The sequence below is a fragment of the Nonomuraea wenchangensis genome, assembly GCF_900111685.1.
GTDB classification, from domain to species: Bacteria; Actinomycetota; Actinomycetes; order Streptosporangiales; family Streptosporangiaceae; genus Nonomuraea; species Nonomuraea wenchangensis.
Genome location: NZ_FOHX01000027.1, coordinates 1 through 21142, shown reverse-complemented (window position 1 = coordinate 21142; position 21142 = coordinate 1). Strand labels below are relative to the sequence as shown.

The window sequence follows — 21142 nt, the reverse complement described above, 5'->3', positions numbered from 1 at the left end:
GGAGCCCGTCCACTGAGGGAAGTGGTCGAGCCCCCACCGTATGTGCGGTGTTGGTGATGTGGCGAGGTCCTGGCCAGGTGATCGCGCATCAACGATCGTGCCCGATCACCTGGCGCTGCGGGAGTGTCCAAAAGGGGTTCACTCGCCGGACGGCGGAACCGCCAACGAACGTCACAAGCCCCCGAGCACCGCCATCGCGAGGCGGCGGACCGCGGCCGGGGTGGTGTCGTGCGGGTGGTCCGGCGCGTACGTCTTCACGTTCGCCTCGTCGCCGCGCACCCGGCCGGCGCCGACGAGGGTCCCGTCCGCGAGGCCGCAGTACAGCAGCCGTGCGTCCTTGCCGAAGTTCGGGTCTTCCAGAACCTTTGCCTCGTAGGCGACCGCGACCGCCACGACCTGGAGCTCCTCGGGGACGAGCGGGCACAGCATGGGCGGGCCGGCGGCGGCGAGCGCGTCGGCGACGAGCTGCCCGTCGCTGATCCAGTCGGACGGGAACACCGGCGTGACGCCGAGCGTCCCCGGCGTGTTCGGGTCCTGGCCGGCGAACACGGTGATCAGCATGAGGGTGGGCTGGACGTTCCAGTCTCCGGCGTCCTCGAAGTTCTGCTCCAGGCGGGTGATGAACGTCTTGGCGGCGTCGGCGGTGAGTTCAGGCATGGCGGTTCTGGTCCTCTTCGTTGTGGTGGTTGGTCGCCGCGGCGAGCAGTTCTCGGGCCTCGGCCTGGGGGCAGCGCTCGTCAGGCTCCAGCGACAGGTAGCCGTGGGTCTGGCAGCCGCCGTGGTGGTCGAAGTCGCACTCTTCGTCGTCGGTGAGGGCTTGGAGGAGTTCGACCGGGACGACCATCAGGCCCCCGGCGGCGAGCGCTCGTTCATCGAGTGTCCCGCCCTCCACGACGCGCCGGTGCACCTCGGCAATGACCGCGAGGACGACCGGGGCGACGAGGTCGTCGGCTTCCATGCCGACCCGCCAGTTCGCGGCGGCGAGCCCGCGGCGGCCGGCCTCCATGAAGGGCACGAGCTCGCGCGCCACCTCGGGGATGTTCTCTCTCCTGGGATCAGCCACGGCGCACCGCCCTGGGCTTGCGCTTGCCGAACGGGACGGTGTTCTTCAGTGCCGCGAGGGTCTGCGCGAACTCCTCCTGGTGGGCCTCGATGAGGAGCGCAATCGCCCGCAGCTCGTCCCGCAGTGGCGCCTCGTGATCCACTCCGCCCCAGTAGGTGACGCCACGCACATCGCGTGCCAGCACGGCGACGGGGTTGGTGTTCCAGTCCGGCCAGCGTTCAGCCGTGTCGAAGCACGTCATGCACGTCGTCATCGCGGCTCGCTTCTTGCCCAGCTTGCGGACCTTCGCGATGAACTGGTCGCGGGTGATGGCGTGCTCGTTCGGCGGCTTGCGGCACTCGGTGAGCTGTTCGTCCCGCCACGGCAGCTTGGGCCGGATGACGTGTTGCAGGGGCATGTCATCGGTCATGGCTGTTGCCCACCTTCCGCATCTCGGTCAGGACGCTCTGCGCCGCGTACGACAGCCGCCCCATCAGCTCCTCCACGCGGGCCTGCCGCTGCTGGAGCCGGATGTGGTCACCGCAGTCGGCCAGAGCTGCCGCCAGTTCGTGCGGGGTCATCTGGTCCAGCGTGGTGCCGTCGCCCCAGGTGAAGCCGTCGAGCTTCGCGCCGAGCAGCTTCTCCAGTTCGTCCAGGAGGTTGAGACGGCGGCGCATCCGCTCGCTCAAGCCCGTCTGAGTCGCGTTCTGCTGAGCCTCGGTGCGCGCCTTGTAGAGTGCGGCGCGGTGCTCCTCACGCATCTTGTCCATCTCGGCCAGGCGGGTGTTGTCTGTCCGCCTGACCAGGGTGGCGAGCAGGTCCATCGTGAGCTGGGCCGTCTTCACCTCCGCGTCCACGATGGTCCGGAACCGCCGCCGGTTCGCAGAGGCGGGCGGCTCCATGAGCCCCCAGCCGGTGGGCAGCTCGTTCTTGTGGACGATGCCCGCGGGGGCGACGATCCAGAAGCCTGTGCAGTACGGCCACCAGGCGTCGGCCTTGCCGGGGTTGTCGAGCTCGCGCAGCCAGTCGGATCGCTGTGTCTTGAGCTCGTGGACGTCGAGGGAGTAGCCGCGCGACGGCCACAGCCCGATCCGGACGAGGTCGGCTCGGCCGCCGGTGCCGGGCGCTTCGACTTCGCGGAGCAGGATCTCGCCGTCGCGGGCGGCGCCGGGCTTGCGGTAGTGGCGTTCGAGCGCGTCATACAGGGTGGTGGTGTTCACCTGGTCCTCCTGGTCCAGCGGAAGACGAGCATCGGGAAGGGCAGGACGTAGACCGCGGCCGGGGCGATGTAGATGCCGACCCACAGGTCTCGCGGCTCGATGTAGATGGCCAGGCGGCCGAGGGTGCAGCGGCGCATCTTCACGCTCTCTCCCTGAGATGAGCGCGGACGGACGCGAGCGCGGCCATCTCCCGTTCGGGCGGCGGCTCGCACATGTCGAGGTAGTTCGCGGCCACCTCTACGACGACGCGCAGGTCCTCCTCGGGCACGGTGGCCTGGCCGATGTTGTGGTCGATGAGGGCGCGGAACACCTTGGCGGTGACCTCGGCGGGCGTCATGCCCGCGTTCATCGCCCGGCCGATCACCTCGGACAGCGTCAGAGAGCTGATCATGCCGTCACCTCGCGGTTCCAGATGGCCTGAGCCGCCGTGAAGAGGGGCTGCTGAACCGTTTCGGCTTCGGCGCGGCGGCGCAGCTCGGCGAGCGTGAGCGGACGCTTCACGCCGTTGCGGGTCTCGGTGAGGATCGCGACGTCCTTCCCGAACATCTCCCGGAACTCCTGCTCCTGCCGCTCCGCCTGGGCGTACCGATCCGGGTGCAGTCGGAGCGTGAGCTTCCACTGCGCCTGCCCAGCGCGCACGCACACGCCGCCGCAGTTGCAGTGCTCGTAGCCATCGGCGTACGGGCGGGGCGGCTCCAGCTTGAGCTTCGCGCACTCGGCGATCATCCGCTTCTTGTCCCAGTGCGGCTTGTCGCACAGGGGGAACTCGACCCGCCATGGCGCCCAGCCCTTCACGACGCCGGGGCAGCGGCGCCGCTCGAAGTAGTCGATGCCGACGTACAGCACCGTGTCGGCCGGGCCGCAGTGCTCCTCCAGCCACGCGCGGCAGGGCTTCTGCTTGAGCCGCTTCGTGCACGGCGCGAGCCGGGAATTGCCCAGGAAGTGCTCATCGTGGAACACCTCGAACGGCGTCCGGCCATCCTTGACGGTGACGAGTGGCACGTCCAGGTGGGCGACGGCGTCGGCGAGGAACCGGTAGAGGTCCGGGTCCTCCACGGTGGTGTCGGCGAACAGGAGGGTCATGTCGGCGGTGCCGTGGCGTTCGGCGACGCGCTTGGCGGCCCAGAACGAGCCGAGGCCGCCGCTCATCTGGATCACGTGCCGGGTCATGACAGCTCCGCCCGTCTGGCCGCGGCCCAGGCCACTTCGGCGGCGTGCGCGACCAGTTGGCCCAGGTGAGCCTTCACCTGTTTCGGGTCGTCGCCCATCTCCGCGACCACGGCGTTCAGGCTGGGCTTGTCGTGGGCGATGTACGCCTGCATGACGCGGTTGGCCCACACGTAGGCGGGACGCGCCTCCGGCGGCTGGACGGTCTCGCCGTCGTCGTTCACGTAGACGACGGCCACGTTGGTGCCGAGAGGCACCCGGAGGTGAGCGCGGATCGCGGCGCACCACGTGAAGATCGCGTCGTAGGCGCCGGGCATGCCGTGCTCGGCCAGCAGGAGGCGGATGGTGTCGGCGACGGTGGCGGCGTCGTTGTTGACGGCGGCGTCGAGCGCGGTCCTGGCGTACGCGACCGCGTAGGGGTTGAACGGGCTGGGGGTGTTCTCGGTCATCGGCCGTCCGCCTTCCGGGCCTGGCGGGCGCGGACGACCCGGAGGCCGTCCTCGGTCAGGGAGAGGCCCTTGCTGCTGCGGCCGGTCACCTGGATGGTGATGAGCCCCGCGCTCCGCGCGGTGTTGATGGTGCCGGTGCCGCAGGTGTGCGCCCCGGACTGCCACCTGCCGTTGGGGGCGGACTGGTAGGTGACGAGTCCGTCGCGCTGGTGGTCGGGGCTGTCGGCGAGCGCGTCGAGCAGGCGCCCGACCGCTTGCCCGACCTGGCGGACGCTGGTGTAGGTGTGGCGGTGGTGGGTCACTGGTGTCCTTCCTGGTTACGGCTGGTCTTCTCGGATGTGGTGGATCAGGTCGGCCAGGCCCGGCGGGACGTCGTCCTCGCCGTCGTGGCCGAGGGTCGCGAGGATGAGCCGGACGGCGTGCTCGCGGTCGATGTAGCGGGCCGCGGCCTCGTCCGCCGGGCTGGCCGGCGGCGTCTCGGGCGCGGCGGGTTCCTGCTCGTGGAAGCCCTTGAGGGCGATGCCGTACTGGCCGCGCCGGGTGATGGGCACCCACGTGGCGGCGACGAGCGCGCCGTGTTCGAGCGCGGCGGCCACGCCGTGGTCGATGACCGTGCCCCGGATGGTGCGTGGGAGATCATCGGCGAACATCGGGTACGTGGCCGGCCCGTGGACGTCCTTCCACAGCACGTAGCGCGCGGTGCCGCGCAGCCCGTGGGTGTGGTGCAGCCGCAGCAGCGCGGGGAACGGTTTCGGCTTCTCCCAGGTGATGGTGTCGGGGTCGAGGCCGGTGGTGTCGAGGATGATGCCGCCGAACGCGTCGTGCGGGACGGAGGAGGGGACCGCGCCGGGCTGCTCGTGCGCAGGCCGGGCCGGGCTCACGCTTCGTCTCCCTCGTCCTGGTTGATACCAGCTCGCTTCTCGATCACCTTCGCGAGCTCAGCGAAGGCGAGCGCGGCACCCCGCTGGGTCACCGCAGTGGGGTCGTCGGGCGGCCTGCGTGCGAGCGGGTTGACGCGGCCGGCGGGGGTGAGCCGCCAGCCGTGCCCGTTCATGTCGGTGATGAAGCGGCGCGCGAACACGTCGGCGGGCTCGCGCTGGCCGGGTTCGGTGGCGTCGCGTTCGCGCAGCCGCTTGGCCAGCGCCTGCACGGCCTCGTCCATGGCCCGTTTCTGGAAGTCGGCTGCGGTGCTCACACCTGCCCCTTCTCCTTGTTCCTGCGCCGCCGGTCGGCGGCGCGGCGCTGCTCCTTGCGGTGGTCGAGCTGGCGTTCGTGGTAGTTGTCGCCGTGCCAGACGCCGCCCCGCTGGATCGGTTCGGCGAAGCCGCGCTCGTACTGGGCGCACTTCACCCGGACCTCGCAGCCGGCGCACAGGGCCTTCGCTCGCGCTTCGCGGTCCTCCTTCTCCTGCGTCGTCTCCGTCTTGTCCTCGTCGGCGGCCGGGCCGAAGAACAGCTCGTGCCCGATGCGGTGGCATGCCGCGTCGGCGAACCACTCCGGTTCCTGCGGGATGTCGATCGGGCCGGACCGGTACGGGTCAGGGGCGGAGCGGTAGCCGCGGCTCACCGCTGCTCCTCGAACGGGTCGAGCAGGCCGGGGATCGCCGCGGCGGCGGCCAGATACCGGTTGATCATCCGCGTGGATCGCCGCATCCTGCCCGCGATCTCCTGCGGAGTCAGGCCCGCGATGTGCCAGTCTGCGGCCTGCTTGACGAGCGCGTACGCGTCCGGCGTCGTCGGCATCCACGCCGGGCGGTCGGCGGTGCGTGTGACTTCGAGTCCGGCCGCGCGCAGCGCACGCAGCAGCAGGTGCGGGGTCGGGTTGGGGCGGGCCAGAGCCTTCGTCAGGACGGCTACGGCCGATGTCGTGGTGGCCACGATCTACTCCTGGAACGTGTGGTGGTGGTGGATGTTCGGGTGGTCAGCCAGCCGCCGTGCGGCTTCGAGGTCGGCGTCGGTCAGGTCGCGGCCCTCGATGACGGCCACGGCGCGGGTGCGGTCGTCGTTCCAGACGGCGGCGCGCGGCTGGTCCGGCATGGCCGGCCGTTGGCGGTTCTGCCAACGTCGCTCGTCGGCGACGTCGGATGGGGTTTTCACGGTCCCTCCTTGCGGTGCAGGGTGACGTGGTCGAGCACGTGGCGATGCTCGTCCGGTACGTGAACCTCGGGGTGGCCGAGGCGGTCGAGGATGAGCCAGCGCGCCCAGGCGGCGTCGCACTCGTCCTCGCTGGGGAACCGGGCGCCCGCGAACCGTAAGGCGGCGTCGCCCATCTGCTTCTTGGAGGCGTCGGCGTCCCCGGTGGCGTACTGCTTGAGGTGCTTGATGTTGATGACGGCGATGGCGATCCCGGCCCGCCAGCAGGCGAGCCGCACCGACCCGCCGATCTCGGCGAGCCGGTGCGTGGCCGACGACTGCTTGGTGAAGGCGTAGTCCTCGATGCCGATCGCCTCGGTGCCCGCCCCGATGATGAGGCGGGCGCACTCGGCATCGACGTGGTCCATCCGCCGCATGTTGTCGGCCAGCGTCCGCTTCTCCCCCCGCCTCACCCTCACCCTGGGGGCGGTGATGAGGCGGGTGCTGCCGTCCGGCAGGGCCAGGCCGGTCTTCTCGGCGGCCTGGTCGAGCCCGGCCACACACGGCGGGGTGGTCATCGCGGTTCGTCTCCCTCGGCCTGGGTGCCGTCCGGGCCGGCGGCCTGGGCGCGCAGCATGGCCAGCTCGCTTTCGGCCTCGCGGAGGTCCGCTCTCGCCTGGTACAGCTCGCGCTCCTTGCCTGCGGCGGCTTTCTGCCACTGCTGGGCCTGGTCGTGCGCGGTCACGCTGTAGGCGTGCATGGCGGCGATCTGCCGTTCGGAGCGGTTCTCCGCGACCACGTCCGCGACGCCGTACCCGCAGGCGAGACCGGCGCCGAGGCAGATGACGGCGACCAGGAACGTCGCGACCCCGGCGGAGATGAACGCCGCCAGCCACACCGCGCCGCCGACCACGGTCATGGCGGCGAGGAACGCGGCGCTCGGCACCGGAGAGGGTCGGGTCATGAGGTTTCGACCGCCGTTTCGACCGGCGCGGGCCGCAGGGCGGCCTCCACCTCGGCCCAGGTGCGGTCCGTCCGGTCGTTCCAGTTCGTCAGCCACTCCCTGGTGGACAGCTCGTCGTGCTCGGGGTCGCGGCCAAGGGCGGCGGCGAGCTCGTCCATCAGGTTGTGCGCGACCTCCCACCGGGCGAGGAACGCGGCGTCCGTGTGGCGAGGCTTACGGCGGGCCAGCGCGAACGGCGGCAGCCCGGCAGCGCGGCCCAGCGCCTCGACCAGGCAGCAGCCGACCTTTCCGCCTCCCTTGCGGGTGCGGGTGCGGGCGTAGTCGCCCTGAATCCAGCCGCCGCGGCGGAGCACGACGAGGGCGCCCGACCGGATCGAGTCGGGGGCGGGCACGGAATCGGTGGCGGTCATCCTTGTTCCTTCCGAGGAGTGATTCCTGCGAGGGCCAGGTCCTCCGGCGTGCACGGGGCGACGCCGATCTCCTGGCCGGGGTAATCGAGTCCGGCCTGCACGAACGCCGCCGCCGCGCCGAGGAGCGGCAGCGGGTGCTCCGGGTCGAGCGCGACGCCGTTGACGAACACGAGCCAGAACAGGCCGGACTTCCAACTGGAGTCGATCGCCGCCGCGGCGGGGGCAGTCAGCGTGTTCACGCGACCGGGCCCTCCCCGCCGGCGCGGCCCGGCGTGAAGAGGCTGCCGAGCGGCGGCATCGTGCACTTCTCCATGGCGGGCAGGTGCGTGGTGTCGCCGACGTGCACCGGGCCGCGCACCGGGTCCAGGACAGCGATCCGGCCGCAGAAGCACACCTGCGTCGGCAGCTCGTTCTCGCTGCCCTCCGCGTTGCCGAGGAGGGCGAGGAGCTGGGCGCGGCTGGCCTCCAGCGCGGCCAGGTGCTCGCGGGCGGCGTCCGTCTCCTGGTCGAGCTCCAGTTCGGCGGCGGCCTTCTGCGCGTCGAGCTGGACGCGGCGGGTGCCCAGCTCGTCCAGGTGCCGCTTCGCCCCGGCGATGGTGTCGTTGACCTGCTGGACGCCGTTGGCCAGGTAGGTGCGAACGGCGGGCGTCATCGCCGAGACGCTGGCCTGGCCGGTCTGGTCGGCCTCGGGGAGAGAGTCGATCGACATGGTGGTCCTTTCTCGGGGGGGTGCGGGTAGGGCCGGCTGAGCGCGCCCGCCTCGTGCGTGCAGAAGCGCGCCCAGCCGGGGCTTCAGGGGGTGTCGGTCACGCTCCGGCGCGTGGTGACGACGTAGCCGCCCACGGAGTACCACGGCAGACGGCGGGCGATCCCGCAGCCGATGCACTTGCATTCGGCCTGCTCGTCCCGCGCGCCGTCACTGGTGTAGGCGCGCGTGGCGTGCCCGGCTAGCTCCTCGCGTAGCGTGCCGAGGAGCATGTCGCGTTCGGCCCGCAGCTCGGCGAGGTCTTCGGCGAAGATGGCTTCCCGGCAGTCGCACGCGGTGCGGTGGTCCGTGCACGTCTCCCAGCGGGGGTCGAGCGTGTTCTTCGGAGGCGGCTGGCTGACGTACAGGTGGAACGTGGGCCGGGTCGAGCCGTTGGAGAACGTGACGATGTGCGGGAGCGCGATCTCCTTGGAGGCCATCAGGACGCACCTCCCCGCCCGGCGATGGCCTGCCGGTACATGTCCGGCGTGACCTGGCCTTGGCCTGGGTCGGCGGCCAACGCCTTGAGGAACGCGTCCAGGTGCATGTTCGACACCTGGTTGAGCTGCGTCACGGGCGCCTTACTGCGTCGCCGGGTGTTGGCGTTGACCCACCAGCACACGGCCGGGGTCAGTTCCTCGCGGGTGCCTCCCATGTCGGTCCACACCGTGACGATCCGCAGCTTGAGGTCGTCACAGCGGGCCCGCGCCTCGACTTCGAGCTTGGCTATCGCTTCGTCCGCCTTCGCGGCGATGAGCTGAGCAGTGGAGGAGACCTCCACGGCGACATTCTGAGCGAGCCACGGGAAGCGGGCGTCTTCGCTGATGCCCGCCTCGCCGAACAGCGTGTTCAGCTTGGTCAGGGTGGCCCGGTTGGCGGCGCCGACCGGTCGCCGAGGCTGCTCCCGCTGAGGAGCCGGGGGCGCTTCGGGCGCGTCGGCCGGAGCCGCAGGTGCTTCCGGTGTGGGAGGCGCCTGGGGCGGCGGAGCTGTCTGCGGAGCTGGAGCGTCCGACGCCGGACCATTCAGGTAGAGACCCTGGGTGACGGCGTCCTGCACCTTCCGGATGTCGTCACTCTTCATTTCCCGAGGGTGGTTGAGCTGGCGGTTCAGGACCTTCGCCGCGTACGCGAGCATCGCCGGGCCGAGGACACCTTTGGCTTTGAGCGCCGCCCCGAGAGCGTCCAGCAGTTCATCCTTGGATAGCTCGTCGGGCTCCTGCTCGTCGGCTGGCCCGTCCACGCGTTCGGCGATGAGCCTGATGACGGAGCGGGGCCGCGGCGCCTGCTCCGGCCCGCTGCCGTTCTCCTCCCCATCGCCGCTGTCGCTGGTGTCGCCGCGGTTGGGGTGGACGGTCACCTGGAGGATGTCGCCGCGCGGATCATCGTCGGTGCGGGTCCCCTCGTCGGCGTACGCGGCGGTGACCAGTTCGATCGTCTGCGGTAGCAGCTTGACCAGCCGCGCTCGGATCATGGTCTTCTTGCCCTGCTCATCGAACTCGGGCGAGTGCTCGCCGTTCTCCCACCACGGGCCGCTGCTGCGGGCCATCGCGTACTTGTTGCGGTGGCGGACCATCTGCGTGTGCGTCATCGGCTCGGTGACGTGGACCTCGCCCCGGTACTTCGCCATCGCGAAGTAGTCGATGGTGGCTCGCTCGTCACGGCGCGGATCACGCCGGTTGGGCCTGTACCTGACGTTCCACACGCCGTTCTCAAACCACGTGTCGAAGTCGTCGCCCTCCTTCACGGCGTACGCGCCGAGGAGCGTGGTAGCGGGGTCGCGATAGCCGATGTCCGTCAGCCCCTTGTAGCCGACGATCAGCGTGGCATCCAGCCGTCCGCCCGCCTTCTTGTTCTTCATCGGGATCAGCCAGGCGTGGCCGAGCGCGGGGACGTGCGGGCGCAGGTTGAGCTGCGCGCACGTCACGAGCCCGCCGATCACGCTCGGGGCGTAGACGTTGGCCAGGTCGGGGTTGTTGGCGAGCGCGTTGCGGGCGTCCTGGAGGAAGCGTTCGACGCGGACGCCGGGCGGCAGCGCCTCCCGGAACACCAGCTCGTAGTCGGTGATGGTGTCGTCCAGCTTCGCGAGCCGGTCCTTCTGGTGCGGAGTGAGTTCAGCGCCCATCGGAGTCTCCTTCCAGGGCGGGAAGCTTGATCTTGTGGAGGTTCCGCACGGCCTGGATGTGCGGGTGCGGGCCGCGGTTGCGGCGGCGGGTCGCGATGAGCTGGCCATTGAGGTACAGCTTTTTCGCGTGCCCGGCCTCGGCCGCCATGTCGGCCTTGGCGCCGGTCAGCTCCTCCTCGGCCGCGTCGAACGCGAGCTGGGCCTTGACGTACCGGACGCCGACTTTGTCCGAGACGCTGATCGACAGGTCCTCATCGATCTCCGGGTGAGCCGCGCGGAGCGCCCGGTAGGTGTGCGGGTGGTGGTCGAGCGGCGGCATGACGCCCCACAGCAGGTTCCTGCGGAACTCGGCCACCTGGGCGACCAGCGCGCGGGCCGCCTCCGCGTCGTACTCGACCACGTACTCCGCGAACTCCAGGCCGGGCCCGATCATCGGCACGTACCAGCGGTCCACCTGGTGGAAGTGCGCGTACCACATGGACTGCACCCAGTACGGGAGCGGGATCTCGTCGGTGCCGGGCTCGCCCCACTCATCGCGGTAGCGCGCCGACTTGTACTCGCCGCCCGCCACCAGCCGGCCGCGGTAGTAGCAGAGCGCGTCGGGGTTGGTGAGCATCCAGCCGCTGGCGTACGTGCCAGGGTGGTCCACGATCTCCCACTCCGGGTGGCACTTGCGGAAGTAGGCGGCGAGCGAGGGTTCGAGGAGGTTGCCGCGTTCTGCGTCCTCGCCCGGCTCCTCGCGCTCCACGCGGCCGGTGAGGATCATCGCCAGGCCGTACGGGGAGATGAAGGTGCTGAACCCGAGGGCGGCGGCGGCGTCGGTGCCGCCGAAGCGCGGCCCGTCCTCGGCCATGCGGGTGGCGAGCCATTCGGGGCTGCCCGGCTCGAACCGGCCGAGCAGTTCGGGTGTTGCGGTGAGCGTGGCCATCAGAACGGCGGCTCGTCGCCCAGGTCGTGGTCTTCAGCCCGGTCGCGGTCTTCAGCTTCCCGGCGTTCCCGGCCCTTGTACGCGATCCTCCACGGGCCGTGCAGAGGCAGCAGCTCCTCGGGGTCGCTGAGACCGTGACGGCCGTGCTCGGTCACCAGCGTGACGGCGTCGGGCACGTCCTGGACGGCGAACCACTCGCGGCCCTCGCCGTCCCGCCACACGTCGCCGCGCATGGGCGGCCAGTAGCGGGGGGTGAGGACCTCGATGGTGATGGCTGCGCTGTCCAGCGGGACCTTGAAGGTGAGCCGGGGGGTGTGGGGCGCCGGGACGGCGACCCATATGTCCTTGTCGTCCAGGAGGTTGGCTTCGCCGATGATGGTGATCCGCAGGCGGTCGCCCGGCTTGATGTTGTGCTTCATCAGCGCTTGGCCCCCTGCTCGGTGAGGACGGCGCGGGCCTGGGTGATGGCGTGGTCGGCGGCGGTCACGTCGCCGCCGTAGTGGATGATGAGCAGGTCGCGGGCGTCGCTGCGGAGGGTGGCGTCGCTGGTCGCGATGAGCGCGAGGTCGGCGGCGCGGTTGGCGGCGTGCTGGGTGTGGGGGCTGGTCATGTGTCTCCCTGATCGTGGTTGGCGGTTCCGCCAACCTCGGGGCGGGTGCGGATGTGGCGTTTCCGCTGGTGGTGGTGGTCGCCGCAAGACTTGTTGATCTTGGTCTGGCGTGTCTCGCGACACCTCCAGCCTACGCCTTTGCGGCGCAGATGTCACGGCTCTGGCGCGTCGCTCGCGCCGCCGACTGAGCGGCGAATCAAGATCAGTAACCACTGTTAATGATCTTGACTGATGACATTGAGACGCGACCGACGCCAACACGGGTGATACGCTCGCGTCGATCCCAGCCCGCCACGGCACGCCACGAGGGGATACCACCAGATGACCGCCACCAGGACCACCCAGCTCAGCCCTGAAATGGCGCTCCTCGTCCGCTACCGCAAGCGCGAGGGCAGCCCCGAACCCGAACTCGGCGTCCGCCCCCTCGCACGAAAGATCAGCGAAGCGTCCGGGCACAAGTTCAACGAACAGTTCTGGCGACGACGAGAATCCGGCATGGTCACCGACATCTCAGACAAGGACCTCGCCTGGTGGGCCTGGGGCGTCGGCGCCCCCGCCGACGAGCTCGCCGCCACCGGCCGCACCGTCGCCGCCGACCTCCTGCGCCAGATCCTCACCGACCAGGAGGACAAAGCCGCCGCCGCCGAGCAAGCCGCCACCCGCGCGGCCGACGCCTTGGAAGGCTTTCTCCGGAAGGCGTACGCGGACATCGACGCGTTGAAAGCCTCCGACGCGGAGAAGGCTCGCATGAAGCGGTTCCTGCTGGAGAGGACCCGGCAGGTCCTCGACCGCGAGCAGGCCACCACCCGCTGAACGTCGCCGCTCCTCCGCCGGGGGCCGGCGTCTCCGCTGACCGTCCTCGTGGCACGAGGGGAGCAGCACGGCAACGTGGCCGTCTGGCCTGCCGCTCGACCCGCTCCGAGGTGTGTCACCGAGCCCCCGCTCCTGCCTCTTGCCTACCTGTTGTGGTGGATGCCGCCTTGTGTGACGCCAGTGAGAAGCGAACGGTTGTCACGTTCCTGAAGTTTTTTCTCACGAGCGGCGCGCGCAAGCTCACGAGCGTGACGAGCCCCCGCGCGTGAGGCCGACCACCACGCCAGCCCGTAGCGGACATCAGCGATCAGGCGGCCCCCGGCGTGCAGCGGCACGATCAGCCACGCCGCCAGCAGCAGCGCGGTGAACGGCACAACTTCGGCAGCGGCCAGCACCACCACGGGCGCCATCAAACCCGCCGTCAGCGAGGCGAGGTCGGCCGGCCACCGAGTTCCGTGCCGAGTCCGGCCCTGTGTTCGGCCTCGTCTCCCTCGCGGTGGCCGGGTCACCATCCCCCGTAGCCGTTCCGGGAACCAAGGCGAGTGGCGGCCGGGGTGGTTCCTGAGCGGGGATTGGTCACGAGGACTCCCAACGATAGCCATCACCATGCGGCGGCAGTTACATTTTCTCGGTCGCCACTTACATCGGCGTCCGATGTTCGCCCGTGGGGGCACACCGTGTCAACACGTCAAGGGAGACGATCCTGGTGGAAAAGTTCGCCGAACGGCTACGGGACGTCATGGCACGGCGGGGCCTCGTGGACCAGCAGGTCGCCGACATGGTCATGGAACAGACGGGCGTGCGCATGACGCGCGCCTACATCACGCAGCTCAGGACCGGCACGCAACGCAACCCCACGATCGGGCGGCTACGAGCGCTGGCCCAGGTCCTCCAGGTACGCGCCTCGTACCTGCTCGGCGAACCGGACCCGGCCGACGAGGCACCGTTCGCGGGCCTGTCGATCGAGTCGCGCGAGGCGATGCGGGTCGTGCTCGACCTGGCGCGGCGAGCTGACCGGATGCCCTCGGCCGGACGGAACACGGCACCGCGCCCTGCCGTGGCCGACGACACGACCCTGCACGTCTACCATCCGTTCACCGCCCAGGAGGTGGCGCAGGCGCTCGCTCCCGCTCATCCCCTGCCGAACCGCGTGGGCGGTCGGCTCCGGGAACTACGCAAAGCCGCGAGCCTGTCCACGGCGGAAGCCGACCTGGTGGTCGGCGGCGAACCGGGCCTGGTCGAAAGTATCGAGGCGGGCAGTACGCCGCCGTCGCCGGCGATGCTCAGCGCGCTCCTGACCCGGTACGGGGTGGTGGACGTCTACCAGCAGAAGCTGTTCACATCGGCTGCGGCGGGCCTGCTCGATGACCGGTGGTGGTACCGCTTCTTCGGGCGGCTGCCGGTGTGGCTGCTGGCCTATCTGGAGATGGAGGACAGCGCCGAGCTGATTCGTCTCTACGACAACGCTACCGTGCCCGCGCTGCTCCAGCACCCCGACTACGCGCTGGCGGTCCGGCAGGCCGCCCACTTCCCGCAGGTCGCGGCCGACCAGTTCGACCTGGCACTGGAAATCGTGGGTGAGCGGCAGCGGCGTTTCCTGGAGAACGATGCCGTGATCTGGGCGGTCCTTCAGGAGAGCGTCCTGCTGGACAATCTGGGCGGCATCGATGTGCAGCTCCGCCAAATCGATCACCTGATGGAGCTGGCCGCCCGGCCGGACAGCAGAGTCCGCATCCAGATCAACCGCAGCGGCCCGGACAGGTACCGGCCGCGCGGCGGCACGTTCTCGCTGATGCGGCTGCCAGGCAAGGGAAACCCGGACGTGGTGTGGCTGCCGTCGCTTCGCGAAGACACGATGCTGGCCGACGCGGCGAGCGTGATGGCGTACTCGACGGCGCACGGGCGTCTCGCGGTGTCGGCGACCCAGCCGGACGACGCGATCAAGGAACTGGCCCGCATCCGGACGGTGTGTGAAGCGAATCATTCCGGCGACCCCGGATTAGGGTGATCGCCATGAACGGCTCCTTAGACTGGCGCGCTGTGGACCCGGACGTCCCGAACGCCGCGCGCATGTATAACTACTTTCTGGGCGGCAAGGATCACTTCCCCGCCGACGTCGCAGCGGCCCGCAAGGTGCAAACCCTGGAGCCGGTCGTCGTGGAGGCATCACGGGAGAACCGGCACTTCCTGCGCCGCGCCGTCACCTTCCTCACCGAACAGGGCATCCGGCAGTTCCTCGACATCGGGGCCGGGCTGCCCTCCCAAGGGAACGTGCACGAGATATCCCCCGAAGCGCGCGTCGTCTACGTGGACAACGACCCTGTGGTGATCGCCCACGGCCGGGCGCTCATGGCCGGCCACAAGGGCGAGCTGGTGCGAGTGCTGCTCGGCGACGCACGCGAGCCGCACGCCATCCTCACCGACCCACAGGTGGCCGGCTTCCTCGACTTCTCCCAGCCTCTCGCTCTGCTCATGGTGGGACTGCTGCACTTCGTGCCGGACCGGCAGAACGCCGACCAGGTGGTGGCGACCCTCACCGCGGCGCTCGGGCCTGGCAGCTACGTCGTCATCAGTCATGGGACCGGCGAAAAACACGACCGCCAGAACGCCGCCGCCATCGGCCAGGTGTACGAGAGCGCCATGCCGTACCAGATGCGCACCAGAGCCGAGATCGAGCGGTTCTTCACCGGGCTCGACCTGGTGGAGCCCGGCCTGGTGCCGGTCACCGACTGGCGCCCTGACGGGATCACCGAAGGGGTCCCCGGCGACCGGCTCGGCCTTCTGGCGGGCGTCGGCCGCGTCCGCTAGCGCGCTCTGACGGTGGTCGGCAGGCTGGACAGCCCGTGGATACTCGGGTGGTACACGCGGACGGGCTCGCCCACCTGATAGTCCTCGTGCACGGCGGTGACCAGTTCCTCCAGCACGACGCGGTTTTCGAGCCGCGCCAGGCTCGCGCCGAGACAGAAGTGCGGCCCGGTGCCGAACGCGAGCGTGCGAGAGCGGTCCCGGCCGAGGTCGAACACGTCCGGGTCGGAGAAGACCGCAGGGTCCCGGTTGGCGGCGGCGAAGATGAGCAGCATCCGCGCCCCCGCCGGAACCGTGGTGCCGTACCACTCGACATCCCGAGTGACGTGCCGAGCGGTCATGTGGCCGGAGGAGTCGAACCGCAGCGTCTCCTCCACCCAGTCTCCGATCCGGGCAGGGTCGCCGAAGACGACGCTGCGCTGGTCAGGGTGGCGGGCCGCCTGGAGCCACGCGTTGCCCAGTACCTTCGTGGTGGACTCGTTGCCGGCGACGCCCAGGAGCAGCAGCACGGCACCCACGTCCTGGTCGGACAGCCGCTGACCGTCGATCTCGGCCTCGATCAGCGCTGACACCATGTCGTTGCCGGGCCGGGCACGCCGCTCAGCGATCAGCTCGGCGTAGTACGTCACGAGGTTCAGCGTGGCGGCGGCCGACGCTTCGGTGACCGCGCCCGTGGTCTCATCGCGCAGGATGTTGTCATTGGACCAGGCGAGGATCTGCTTGCGGTCCGCTGCGGGCACCCCGACGAGCTCGCTGATCACGTCGGCGGGTATGTCCTGCACGAGGTGGATGAAGTCGAAGTCGCCGCCCGCGTCGAGCACGGCGCGCAGCCGTTCCCGCGTGATCCGCCGGACGAACGGCTCCAGCTCGCCGACTCGGCGGGGCGTGAACGCGCGGCTGATCAGGGCGCGGAACTGGGTGTGCTCGGGCGGGTCCATCGCGATGAACGATTGGCGCCGGGCCATGTCTTTCGACCATAAGCCCAGGTCAACGCCGTAACTGTTGCTGTAGGTGTTCGGGTCGCGGCCTGCTGCGTGCACATCGGCGTGCCGCGTCAGAGCCCAGAAGTCGAGCTCGTCGTTGCGGTAGAGGGGCGCCTGCTCGCGCAGCCGGGCGTACGTCGGGTACGGGTCCTCGTGCATGGCGCGGTCGTACGGGCTGTAGCTGATGACGCTCATGTGACCTCGATCGCGTAGGGGCGCAGGCCGATGAAAGGGTGCTGTGGCTCCAGCTTCGCAGTCGTTCCCAAGCGCGGGCAACGCTTCGTCCGGCCCCGGACACCGACTCCTCCAAGACGGGTAACGATCTAGCATCACCGCACCTGGAGCCCATATCGCGGCAATGCCGCGCACGGATAGCGTGACCCGCGCACCCGCTCGATCACAGACCAACGGGGGAACGTCATGAACCAGCCGGGCGTCATCTGGACCTGCATCATCGCCGCCGCGGCGCTGGCCGTTCTCCTGGCCGTTCACGCCGACCGGTTCGCCCCGGCCGCGCTGGCGCTCGCCGGCGTGCTCGCACTGTTCGCCACTGCCACGACCGTGCACGCCGTTGTCCGGCCCGCCGAGCGGCGCCCTCTCGATGAGGCGTACGCGCGCAGCTACGACCGAGTCAGCCGCCGGCTCACCCGGTCGCGTTAGCTCTCGCGCAACACCCGCAGCATCAGGGCCGCCGACTCCTTCTCGCTCAGCGCCAGGTCGTCCAACTGTCCGAACACCGCCGAGCAGGCGGCCACTCCTGGCCCGTCCTCGACCAGCAGCCCACCGCCGGACTCCACGAACAGCACATCCCCGAGCGGCGGCAGCGTAAGCAGCACGAACCCGCCGGCCATTCCGGGATGCGCTCCGACCGACCGGGGCAGCACGCGGACGCTCACATGCGGCAGGGCCGCGTCGTCCAGCAGCCGGACGAGCTGGCCGCGCATCACCGCGGTCTCACCCACCGGGAGCCGTAGCGCGTCCTCACCCACGATGACCCGCAGCCGCGCCGGGTCACCGCAGCGGATGATCCACTGGCGGGCCATCCGTGCCCGCGCCCGCAACTGCACCATCGCCGGATCGGTGTGCTGCGCGGCGAGGAGTTCCTGCGCGTAGGCGAACGTCTGGAGCAGGGTTGGCACCATCAGCGGATGCCAGTAGCGGACCTCGCGGGCTTCGGTCTCCAACGCGACGTACTCGACTGGCTCGCTCAGCGCCCCGGCACGCTCGTACGGCTCCCAGTACGGCGTGCCTCGACCTTCAGCCACCAGCCGCAAGCATGTCGTCTCGTCCTGCGTGCTGGCCTGGTAGCAGTCGAGAAGCCGCCGGACATCCCCGGCGGTCACGTACGTGTTCCGGCCGCGCTCCAGCCGCGACAGCGCGGAGGGGGTGACGCCGGCCACGTGCGCGACCTGGGCGCCGGTCATGCCGCGAGCGGCGCGTAGCCGGGCGAGTTCCATGCCGAGCAGTCGCAGCCGGTACGGCGGACTGACTCGCGACTCAGACATTTCGAGCATCTCTTCCGCTCATTGCGTTGGACACCGCGGGCTTCGGACGTTAGAGCCCAGCTTCTTCCGCAGATTCCGGGTAGCGCTTGCGCGGGTCCGGGCCGGCGAACCGGCCGCGGCCGGGCACGTGGTGGACGAGCCCTTCGGCGCGGAGCTTGCGCAGTGCGATCGTGATGGTGATCGCGGCCAGCCCGTACCGCTGCATCAGCTCCTCCTCTGGCGGCAGCGGGTCACCCGGCTTGAGCCTGCCGGACGTGATGGCTTCGCGGAGGTCTTCGACCAGGCGGCGGGACGGCGGCACGGGGGCGCTCGTCTTCCCGCCGGTCACGTAGGTGCCCTTCGCGGGCACCGTGGCGACGCGGCCCTGCTCGCGCAGCAGCCGGACCGCTTGCCGCACGGTGGTGCGGCCGACGCCATACTGGGCGCCGATTTCCAGTTCGGTCGGGAGCTGGTCACCGGGCTTCAGCCGGCCCGCGTCGATGTCAGCGGCGATGGCGGCAGCGACTTGCGGGTACTTGGCGTCGGAGCGGATCATGCGCCTACCGTACCCGGAAAGCCGAACCTGTGTATAGGAACGCGAAGACCCCGCCCGGAAGGGTGGACGTCCGGACGGGGCCTTCACGGTGCGCGGAGTATGCAGATCACGCGCGCGTACGGGGCACTCTATGTGGTCATCCGGCCCGGCGGCCAGATGTTCGCGGGGACTCTACCCCCGTTTCTTCTCCTCCTCGATGAGGACGACCGCGAGGTCCACGCAGTCGTCACAGATCGCCATGCCCGCCCCGGTGACGACGATCCGCCGCGGCTCAGGGCCTCTGCCGCACCAGTTGCAGTGCACCTCCGGGTCCACCAGCGGCTTGATCGTCACGTCGTGTCCTGGCGGTAGCAGGAACGCCAGCCGAGCCGGGCGGCGTGCCGGTTTACCAGGTTCTCCCAGCCCTCCGGCGGGGGGTAGCCCTGGCTTTCGCCGCCGCCTTCGTAGTACACGGTGGGGTCTCTCCAGACGATGCCCAGCTTCTCGGCGTCGGCCTTCACCGTGTCGATGGCGACGGTCAGCGCATCCACCTGGCCACTACCCCCAACGAAGTACCGCGTCCTGAGCGTGCCTTCCGTGGAGATCCGGCCGCGGCCGGGGTCGTCGTCTCCGTGCCCCTCGTCGTAGAAGTCCACGTGCGCTCCCCAGCCACCTCGGCTGTCGCAGCGGACGCTGATGCCTGTGGCCCAGTGACCGGGTCCGATCATGTCCTGACCTTTCGATCGAGCTGAGCGCGCACCACGACCTCGACGTCGGGCGGCACGTCCCACACGTTCTGCCAGCCCCGGCACGGCACCGGGTCGGCGAGCGGGCGCACGCCGGCCAGCAGCCAGTGCACCTGGCCCGGCTCCGCCCACGGCGCCGGACCATCGCGGGTCACGTCCACCAGCTCGGCGACGGCGATGATCGCGCCGAACACGAACCGCGGGTCATCGGCCGTCAGCGGCATCTCCGACCGGGCGGCCTCCATGACGCGCCAGTCGCACGCCCCGATCTCGTCCCAGTGCTTCCCGGCGTGGATAGCGATCTCGCCTCGGTGCCGGGTGGCGCGGGTGCGGTTCTCGACGGGCTTGAGGTCGGCAGCGACGGCCCAGGACCAGGGCTGCCAGATCGTTACGGCCTTCAGCACGCGTCGCCGCCTTCCGGGGCGAACACGTAGTGGTGCAGGTGACCGCTCGGTGAGCGCTCGGAGATGGTGAACGCGTGGCCCTCGAACGCGACCCGAGACCCTTCCCCGGCGATGAAGTCGCCGAGGACAACGACCTGGATCGGGGAGTTGAGCACGCACCCGGTCGTCACCTGCGGAGTGCCGTCATTGCTGCTGGGAGAGCTGCGCACGAGGATGAACCGGCGGCCGTCGAGGGTGGCGCGGAGCCGGTCGGCGACCCCGTCGATGTTGTCTCCCGTGAGGCGACCGTGGTAGCTGTGCCAGTCGAGTCGGCCGCTCATAGCCCCCACGCCTCCGTGAGCAGGGTGACGATTTCCTGGGCGGCGCTGCGGTCCGCGTCGGGGTCGTGCTCCTCGATGAGCTCGTCGGGGTGCTCGTACAGCTCGGGCCATTCGTCCTCGTTGAGTTCGCCGCTCTCGGCCAGAGCGGCGATCTGGTGTGCGGCGCGGTGCACGCACACCGGGTTCTCCAAGAAGCCGTCCACGGTGGCCGACCCGATCTGCGTCTCCCCGAACGTCGAGCCGTCGTTGCCTCGCGGGAGGAGCAGCTTCCGCACGAGGTTCACGAGGTCGTCTCGGGTGGCGTAGGCGATCACGTCCGTGCCGCTGGTGTTCACGCTCTCGGTGGTGCACGTGTTGGCGCTCATCGGGTTCCTTCCGGCTGAGTGGCGAACGTTGAGGTCTCGGCGGCCTGGGCCGGGCCACCGGTGGGGAGGAGTTCGTTCACGACGAGGGAGGCGTGCACCCGGCCGGCCACGTCCACGACGCCGTCGAGTTCCTGGGCGACGGCCACCGCGAGACTCGCGACGAAGTCGGCCAGCTCGCCCGGATCGCCCTCGATGACGAAGGTGTGCTGGTTACCGTGGTCGATGAGCCGCAGGTCGCGGCGGCCGACAGAGTCCGCCAGGGCGGGGTGGCCTTCGGTGTCGTCCTGGTGAGACACAACGTGGATGAGCAGTTGTGCGGCTGAGCTGCCGAGCGTGCCGTGAGGCATCAGGATCGCTCCTCGGGCTGCCGAGCGGGGACGTAGGTCCCGCCCGGCTCGATGGGTTCGGTGGTGGTGGGGTCGCTCATCGCATTCATGATCCTTTCCGTTAGCGGTTCCGCCAACGAGCCTGCCAGAGATGCCTCTCCGCGTGGCTGTGGTGACCGGAGACGGCTTGATCGATTCCCTTCCGAGTCTACCTCTCCCCACACCTTTACATAGGTGCTGCGGCGCTCTCAACGCCTCACAGAAACGGACAAAACGGACACTGCTTTGTCGGGAGACACGCGCAGGACTACGGTAGAGATCACCCTGAACAACCACACCCGCCACACCACCGGGAGCGCCACGTGGCCCGCCGCCGCCAAACCGACCCACGCCAGGTCACCTTCCAACCCCCCGGAGAAGACGACACCGCTTCGTTGGCGAAACCGCGAACACGCCCCGCACCCGGCCGCACCAAAGGCGTCCGCTGGACCAACCTCATCAACACCGGCACCCGCCTGGACGCGTACACCATCGACCGCATGGACGCCGCCTGCGAAAACACCGGCCTGGGCGTCCGAGACGTCTGGGAGCAGGCCATCAACTACTACTGCGACCAGCTCGGCATCCCCGAG

General features: G+C 70.0%; 39 protein-coding genes. 5 read left to right on the top strand and 34 right to left on the bottom strand.

Annotation, left to right across the window (positions count from 1 at the left end):
- Positions 1–171: 171 nt before the first annotated feature.
- The 24 genes from BMW85_RS45680 to BMW85_RS45580 all read right to left on the bottom strand — a co-directional run bounded on the left by BMW85_RS45680 (position 172) and on the right by BMW85_RS45580 (position 11729).
- A complete protein-coding gene (locus BMW85_RS45680; RefSeq protein ID WP_091094012.1) occupies positions 172–657 on the bottom strand; it encodes a hypothetical protein in 486 nt (161 codons plus the stop codon).
- The gene (locus BMW85_RS45675) at positions 650–1063 is read right to left on the bottom strand and encodes a hypothetical protein (RefSeq protein ID WP_143082630.1); all 414 of its coding nucleotides are present in this window, start codon (positions 1061–1063) and stop codon (positions 650–652) included. Before BMW85_RS45675 ends, BMW85_RS45680 begins: the two co-directional genes overlap by 8 nt.
- Entirely contained in the window at positions 1056–1472 is a 417-nt protein-coding gene (locus BMW85_RS45670) for a hypothetical protein (protein WP_143082629.1), read from the bottom strand. Before BMW85_RS45670 ends, BMW85_RS45675 begins: the two co-directional genes overlap by 8 nt.
- Positions 1462–2262: a hypothetical protein gene (locus BMW85_RS45665; RefSeq protein ID WP_091094009.1), complete on the bottom strand. Its 801-nt coding sequence runs from the start codon at positions 2260–2262 to the stop codon at positions 1462–1464. The genes BMW85_RS45670 and BMW85_RS45665 overlap by 11 nt, the downstream gene beginning before the upstream one ends.
- The gene (locus BMW85_RS50160) at positions 2259–2405 is read right to left on the bottom strand and encodes a hypothetical protein (protein WP_177241231.1); all 147 of its coding nucleotides are present in this window, start codon (positions 2403–2405) and stop codon (positions 2259–2261) included. Before BMW85_RS50160 ends, BMW85_RS45665 begins: the two co-directional genes overlap by 4 nt.
- Positions 2402–2653, bottom strand: coding sequence for a hypothetical protein (locus BMW85_RS45660; protein ID WP_091094008.1), 252 nt, complete (start codon positions 2651–2653; stop codon positions 2402–2404). Before BMW85_RS45660 ends, BMW85_RS50160 begins: the two co-directional genes overlap by 4 nt.
- Positions 2650–3432: a hypothetical protein gene (locus tag BMW85_RS45655; RefSeq protein WP_091094007.1), complete on the bottom strand. Its 783-nt coding sequence runs from the start codon at positions 3430–3432 to the stop codon at positions 2650–2652. The genes BMW85_RS45660 and BMW85_RS45655 overlap by 4 nt, the downstream gene beginning before the upstream one ends.
- Positions 3429–3878 carry a hypothetical protein gene (locus BMW85_RS45650; protein WP_091094006.1) on the bottom strand — a complete coding sequence of 150 codons (450 nt, stop codon included), beginning with the start codon at positions 3876–3878 and terminating at the stop codon, positions 3429–3431. The genes BMW85_RS45655 and BMW85_RS45650 overlap by 4 nt, the downstream gene beginning before the upstream one ends.
- Positions 3875–4180 carry a hypothetical protein gene (locus BMW85_RS50155; protein ID WP_091094005.1) on the bottom strand — a complete coding sequence of 102 codons (306 nt, stop codon included), beginning with the start codon at positions 4178–4180 and terminating at the stop codon, positions 3875–3877. The genes BMW85_RS45650 and BMW85_RS50155 overlap by 4 nt, the downstream gene beginning before the upstream one ends.
- A gap of 15 nt (positions 4181–4195) precedes the next feature.
- Complete coding sequence (locus BMW85_RS45640) at positions 4196–4759, bottom strand: hypothetical protein (protein ID WP_091094004.1); 564 nt, start codon at positions 4757–4759, stop codon at positions 4196–4198.
- Entirely contained in the window at positions 4756–5073 is a 318-nt protein-coding gene (locus BMW85_RS45635; protein WP_091094003.1) for a hypothetical protein, read from the bottom strand. Before BMW85_RS45635 ends, BMW85_RS45640 begins: the two co-directional genes overlap by 4 nt.
- Positions 5070–5444, bottom strand: a complete 375-nt coding sequence (locus BMW85_RS50150; protein WP_177241230.1) for a WhiB family transcriptional regulator — start codon at positions 5442–5444, stop codon at positions 5070–5072. The genes BMW85_RS45635 and BMW85_RS50150 overlap by 4 nt, the downstream gene beginning before the upstream one ends.
- Positions 5441–5755: a hypothetical protein gene (locus tag BMW85_RS50145; RefSeq protein ID WP_177241229.1), complete on the bottom strand. Its 315-nt coding sequence runs from the start codon at positions 5753–5755 to the stop codon at positions 5441–5443. Before BMW85_RS50145 ends, BMW85_RS50150 begins: the two co-directional genes overlap by 4 nt.
- 3 nt (positions 5756–5758) lie before the next feature.
- Complete coding sequence (locus BMW85_RS45625; protein ID WP_091094001.1) at positions 5759–5974, bottom strand: hypothetical protein; 216 nt, start codon at positions 5972–5974, stop codon at positions 5759–5761.
- Positions 5971–6528 carry a crossover junction endodeoxyribonuclease RuvC gene (locus BMW85_RS45620; protein ID WP_091094000.1) on the bottom strand — a complete coding sequence of 186 codons (558 nt, stop codon included), beginning with the start codon at positions 6526–6528 and terminating at the stop codon, positions 5971–5973. Before BMW85_RS45620 ends, BMW85_RS45625 begins: the two co-directional genes overlap by 4 nt.
- A complete protein-coding gene (locus BMW85_RS45615; protein WP_143082628.1) occupies positions 6525–6914 on the bottom strand; it encodes a hypothetical protein in 390 nt (129 codons plus the stop codon). Before BMW85_RS45615 ends, BMW85_RS45620 begins: the two co-directional genes overlap by 4 nt.
- Positions 6911–7324, bottom strand: coding sequence for a DUF6197 family protein (locus tag BMW85_RS45610; RefSeq protein WP_091093998.1), 414 nt, complete (start codon positions 7322–7324; stop codon positions 6911–6913). Before BMW85_RS45610 ends, BMW85_RS45615 begins: the two co-directional genes overlap by 4 nt.
- Positions 7321–7563, bottom strand: a complete 243-nt coding sequence (locus BMW85_RS45605) for a hypothetical protein (protein ID WP_091093997.1) — start codon at positions 7561–7563, stop codon at positions 7321–7323. Before BMW85_RS45605 ends, BMW85_RS45610 begins: the two co-directional genes overlap by 4 nt.
- On the bottom strand, positions 7560–8033 hold the full coding sequence (locus BMW85_RS45600) for a hypothetical protein (RefSeq protein ID WP_091093996.1): 474 nt from the start codon (positions 8031–8033) through the stop codon (positions 7560–7562). The genes BMW85_RS45605 and BMW85_RS45600 overlap by 4 nt, the downstream gene beginning before the upstream one ends.
- A gap of 83 nt (positions 8034–8116) precedes the next feature.
- The gene (locus BMW85_RS45595) at positions 8117–8509 is read right to left on the bottom strand and encodes a hypothetical protein (RefSeq protein ID WP_091093995.1); all 393 of its coding nucleotides are present in this window, start codon (positions 8507–8509) and stop codon (positions 8117–8119) included.
- Positions 8509–10191, bottom strand: a complete 1683-nt coding sequence (locus BMW85_RS45590; RefSeq protein ID WP_177241228.1) for a recombinase RecT — start codon at positions 10189–10191, stop codon at positions 8509–8511. The genes BMW85_RS45595 and BMW85_RS45590 overlap by 1 nt, the downstream gene beginning before the upstream one ends.
- Positions 10181–11119 (bottom strand): YqaJ viral recombinase family protein, encoded by a 939-nt coding sequence (locus BMW85_RS49080; RefSeq protein WP_143082627.1) that lies wholly within the window; start codon positions 11117–11119, stop codon positions 10181–10183. Before BMW85_RS49080 ends, BMW85_RS45590 begins: the two co-directional genes overlap by 11 nt.
- Positions 11119–11538 (bottom strand): hypothetical protein, encoded by a 420-nt coding sequence (locus BMW85_RS45585; protein WP_091093993.1) that lies wholly within the window; start codon positions 11536–11538, stop codon positions 11119–11121. Before BMW85_RS45585 ends, BMW85_RS49080 begins: the two co-directional genes overlap by 1 nt.
- Positions 11538–11729: a hypothetical protein gene (locus BMW85_RS45580; protein ID WP_091093992.1), complete on the bottom strand. Its 192-nt coding sequence runs from the start codon at positions 11727–11729 to the stop codon at positions 11538–11540. Before BMW85_RS45580 ends, BMW85_RS45585 begins: the two co-directional genes overlap by 1 nt.
- 321 nt (positions 11730–12050) lie before the next feature.
- Between BMW85_RS45580 and BMW85_RS45575 the strand changes: the two genes are divergently transcribed.
- Positions 12051–12542 carry a hypothetical protein gene (locus BMW85_RS45575; RefSeq protein WP_091093991.1) on the top strand — a complete coding sequence of 164 codons (492 nt, stop codon included), beginning with the start codon at positions 12051–12053 and terminating at the stop codon, positions 12540–12542.
- Positions 12543–12685: 143 nt separating this feature from the next.
- Here BMW85_RS45575 and BMW85_RS49075 read toward each other — a convergent pair whose 3' ends face one another.
- Positions 12686–12943: a hypothetical protein gene (locus tag BMW85_RS49075; RefSeq protein ID WP_143082626.1), complete on the bottom strand. Its 258-nt coding sequence runs from the start codon at positions 12941–12943 to the stop codon at positions 12686–12688.
- 305 nt (positions 12944–13248) lie between these two features.
- On the opposite strand from BMW85_RS49075, the gene BMW85_RS45570 reads away from it, so the two are divergent.
- Positions 13249–14550, top strand: coding sequence for a helix-turn-helix domain-containing protein (locus tag BMW85_RS45570; RefSeq protein ID WP_091093990.1), 1302 nt, complete (start codon positions 13249–13251; stop codon positions 14548–14550).
- 5 nt (positions 14551–14555) lie between these two features.
- Complete coding sequence (locus tag BMW85_RS45565; RefSeq protein ID WP_091094136.1) at positions 14556–15350, top strand: SAM-dependent methyltransferase; 795 nt, start codon at positions 14556–14558, stop codon at positions 15348–15350.
- Here the strand turns inward: BMW85_RS45565 and BMW85_RS45560 are convergent.
- The gene (locus BMW85_RS45560; RefSeq protein ID WP_177241227.1) at positions 15347–16525 is read right to left on the bottom strand and encodes a cytochrome P450; all 1179 of its coding nucleotides are present in this window, start codon (positions 16523–16525) and stop codon (positions 15347–15349) included. The genes BMW85_RS45565 and BMW85_RS45560 overlap by 4 nt on opposite strands.
- A 225-nt stretch (positions 16526–16750) precedes the next feature.
- Here BMW85_RS45560 and BMW85_RS45555 point away from each other — a divergent pair, with 225 nt between their 5' ends.
- Positions 16751–16990, top strand: a complete 240-nt coding sequence (locus BMW85_RS45555) for a hypothetical protein (protein ID WP_091093989.1) — start codon at positions 16751–16753, stop codon at positions 16988–16990.
- On the opposite strand, the gene BMW85_RS45550 is transcribed toward BMW85_RS45555, so the two are convergent.
- The 8 genes from BMW85_RS45550 to BMW85_RS45520 all read right to left on the bottom strand — a co-directional run bounded on the left by BMW85_RS45550 (position 16987) and on the right by BMW85_RS45520 (position 20531).
- Complete coding sequence (locus tag BMW85_RS45550; RefSeq protein ID WP_177241226.1) at positions 16987–17835, bottom strand: helix-turn-helix domain-containing protein; 849 nt, start codon at positions 17833–17835, stop codon at positions 16987–16989. The genes BMW85_RS45555 and BMW85_RS45550 overlap by 4 nt on opposite strands.
- Positions 17836–17884: 49 nt before the next feature.
- Complete coding sequence (locus BMW85_RS45545; protein WP_091093986.1) at positions 17885–18370, bottom strand: GntR family transcriptional regulator; 486 nt, start codon at positions 18368–18370, stop codon at positions 17885–17887.
- Between the two features lie 171 nt (positions 18371–18541).
- On the bottom strand, positions 18542–18703 hold the full coding sequence (locus tag BMW85_RS50140) for a ClpX C4-type zinc finger protein (RefSeq protein WP_177241225.1): 162 nt from the start codon (positions 18701–18703) through the stop codon (positions 18542–18544).
- Positions 18700–19005, bottom strand: a complete 306-nt coding sequence (locus tag BMW85_RS50135; protein WP_177241224.1) for a hypothetical protein — start codon at positions 19003–19005, stop codon at positions 18700–18702. Before BMW85_RS50135 ends, BMW85_RS50140 begins: the two co-directional genes overlap by 4 nt.
- Before the next feature lie 68 nt (positions 19006–19073).
- Entirely contained in the window at positions 19074–19499 is a 426-nt protein-coding gene (locus tag BMW85_RS45535; protein WP_091093983.1) for an ASCH domain-containing protein, read from the bottom strand.
- A complete protein-coding gene (locus BMW85_RS45530; protein ID WP_091093981.1) occupies positions 19493–19819 on the bottom strand; it encodes a hypothetical protein in 327 nt (108 codons plus the stop codon). Before BMW85_RS45530 ends, BMW85_RS45535 begins: the two co-directional genes overlap by 7 nt.
- Positions 19816–20184, bottom strand: a complete 369-nt coding sequence (locus BMW85_RS45525) for a hypothetical protein (protein WP_091093980.1) — start codon at positions 20182–20184, stop codon at positions 19816–19818. Before BMW85_RS45525 ends, BMW85_RS45530 begins: the two co-directional genes overlap by 4 nt.
- Positions 20181–20531 (bottom strand): hypothetical protein, encoded by a 351-nt coding sequence (locus tag BMW85_RS45520; protein ID WP_091093978.1) that lies wholly within the window; start codon positions 20529–20531, stop codon positions 20181–20183. The genes BMW85_RS45525 and BMW85_RS45520 overlap by 4 nt, the downstream gene beginning before the upstream one ends.
- Positions 20532–20944: 413 nt before the next feature.
- Here BMW85_RS45520 and BMW85_RS45515 point away from each other — a divergent pair.
- The coding region (locus tag BMW85_RS45515; RefSeq protein WP_143082625.1) for a hypothetical protein at positions 20945–21142 on the top strand (198 nt) is incomplete at its 3' end.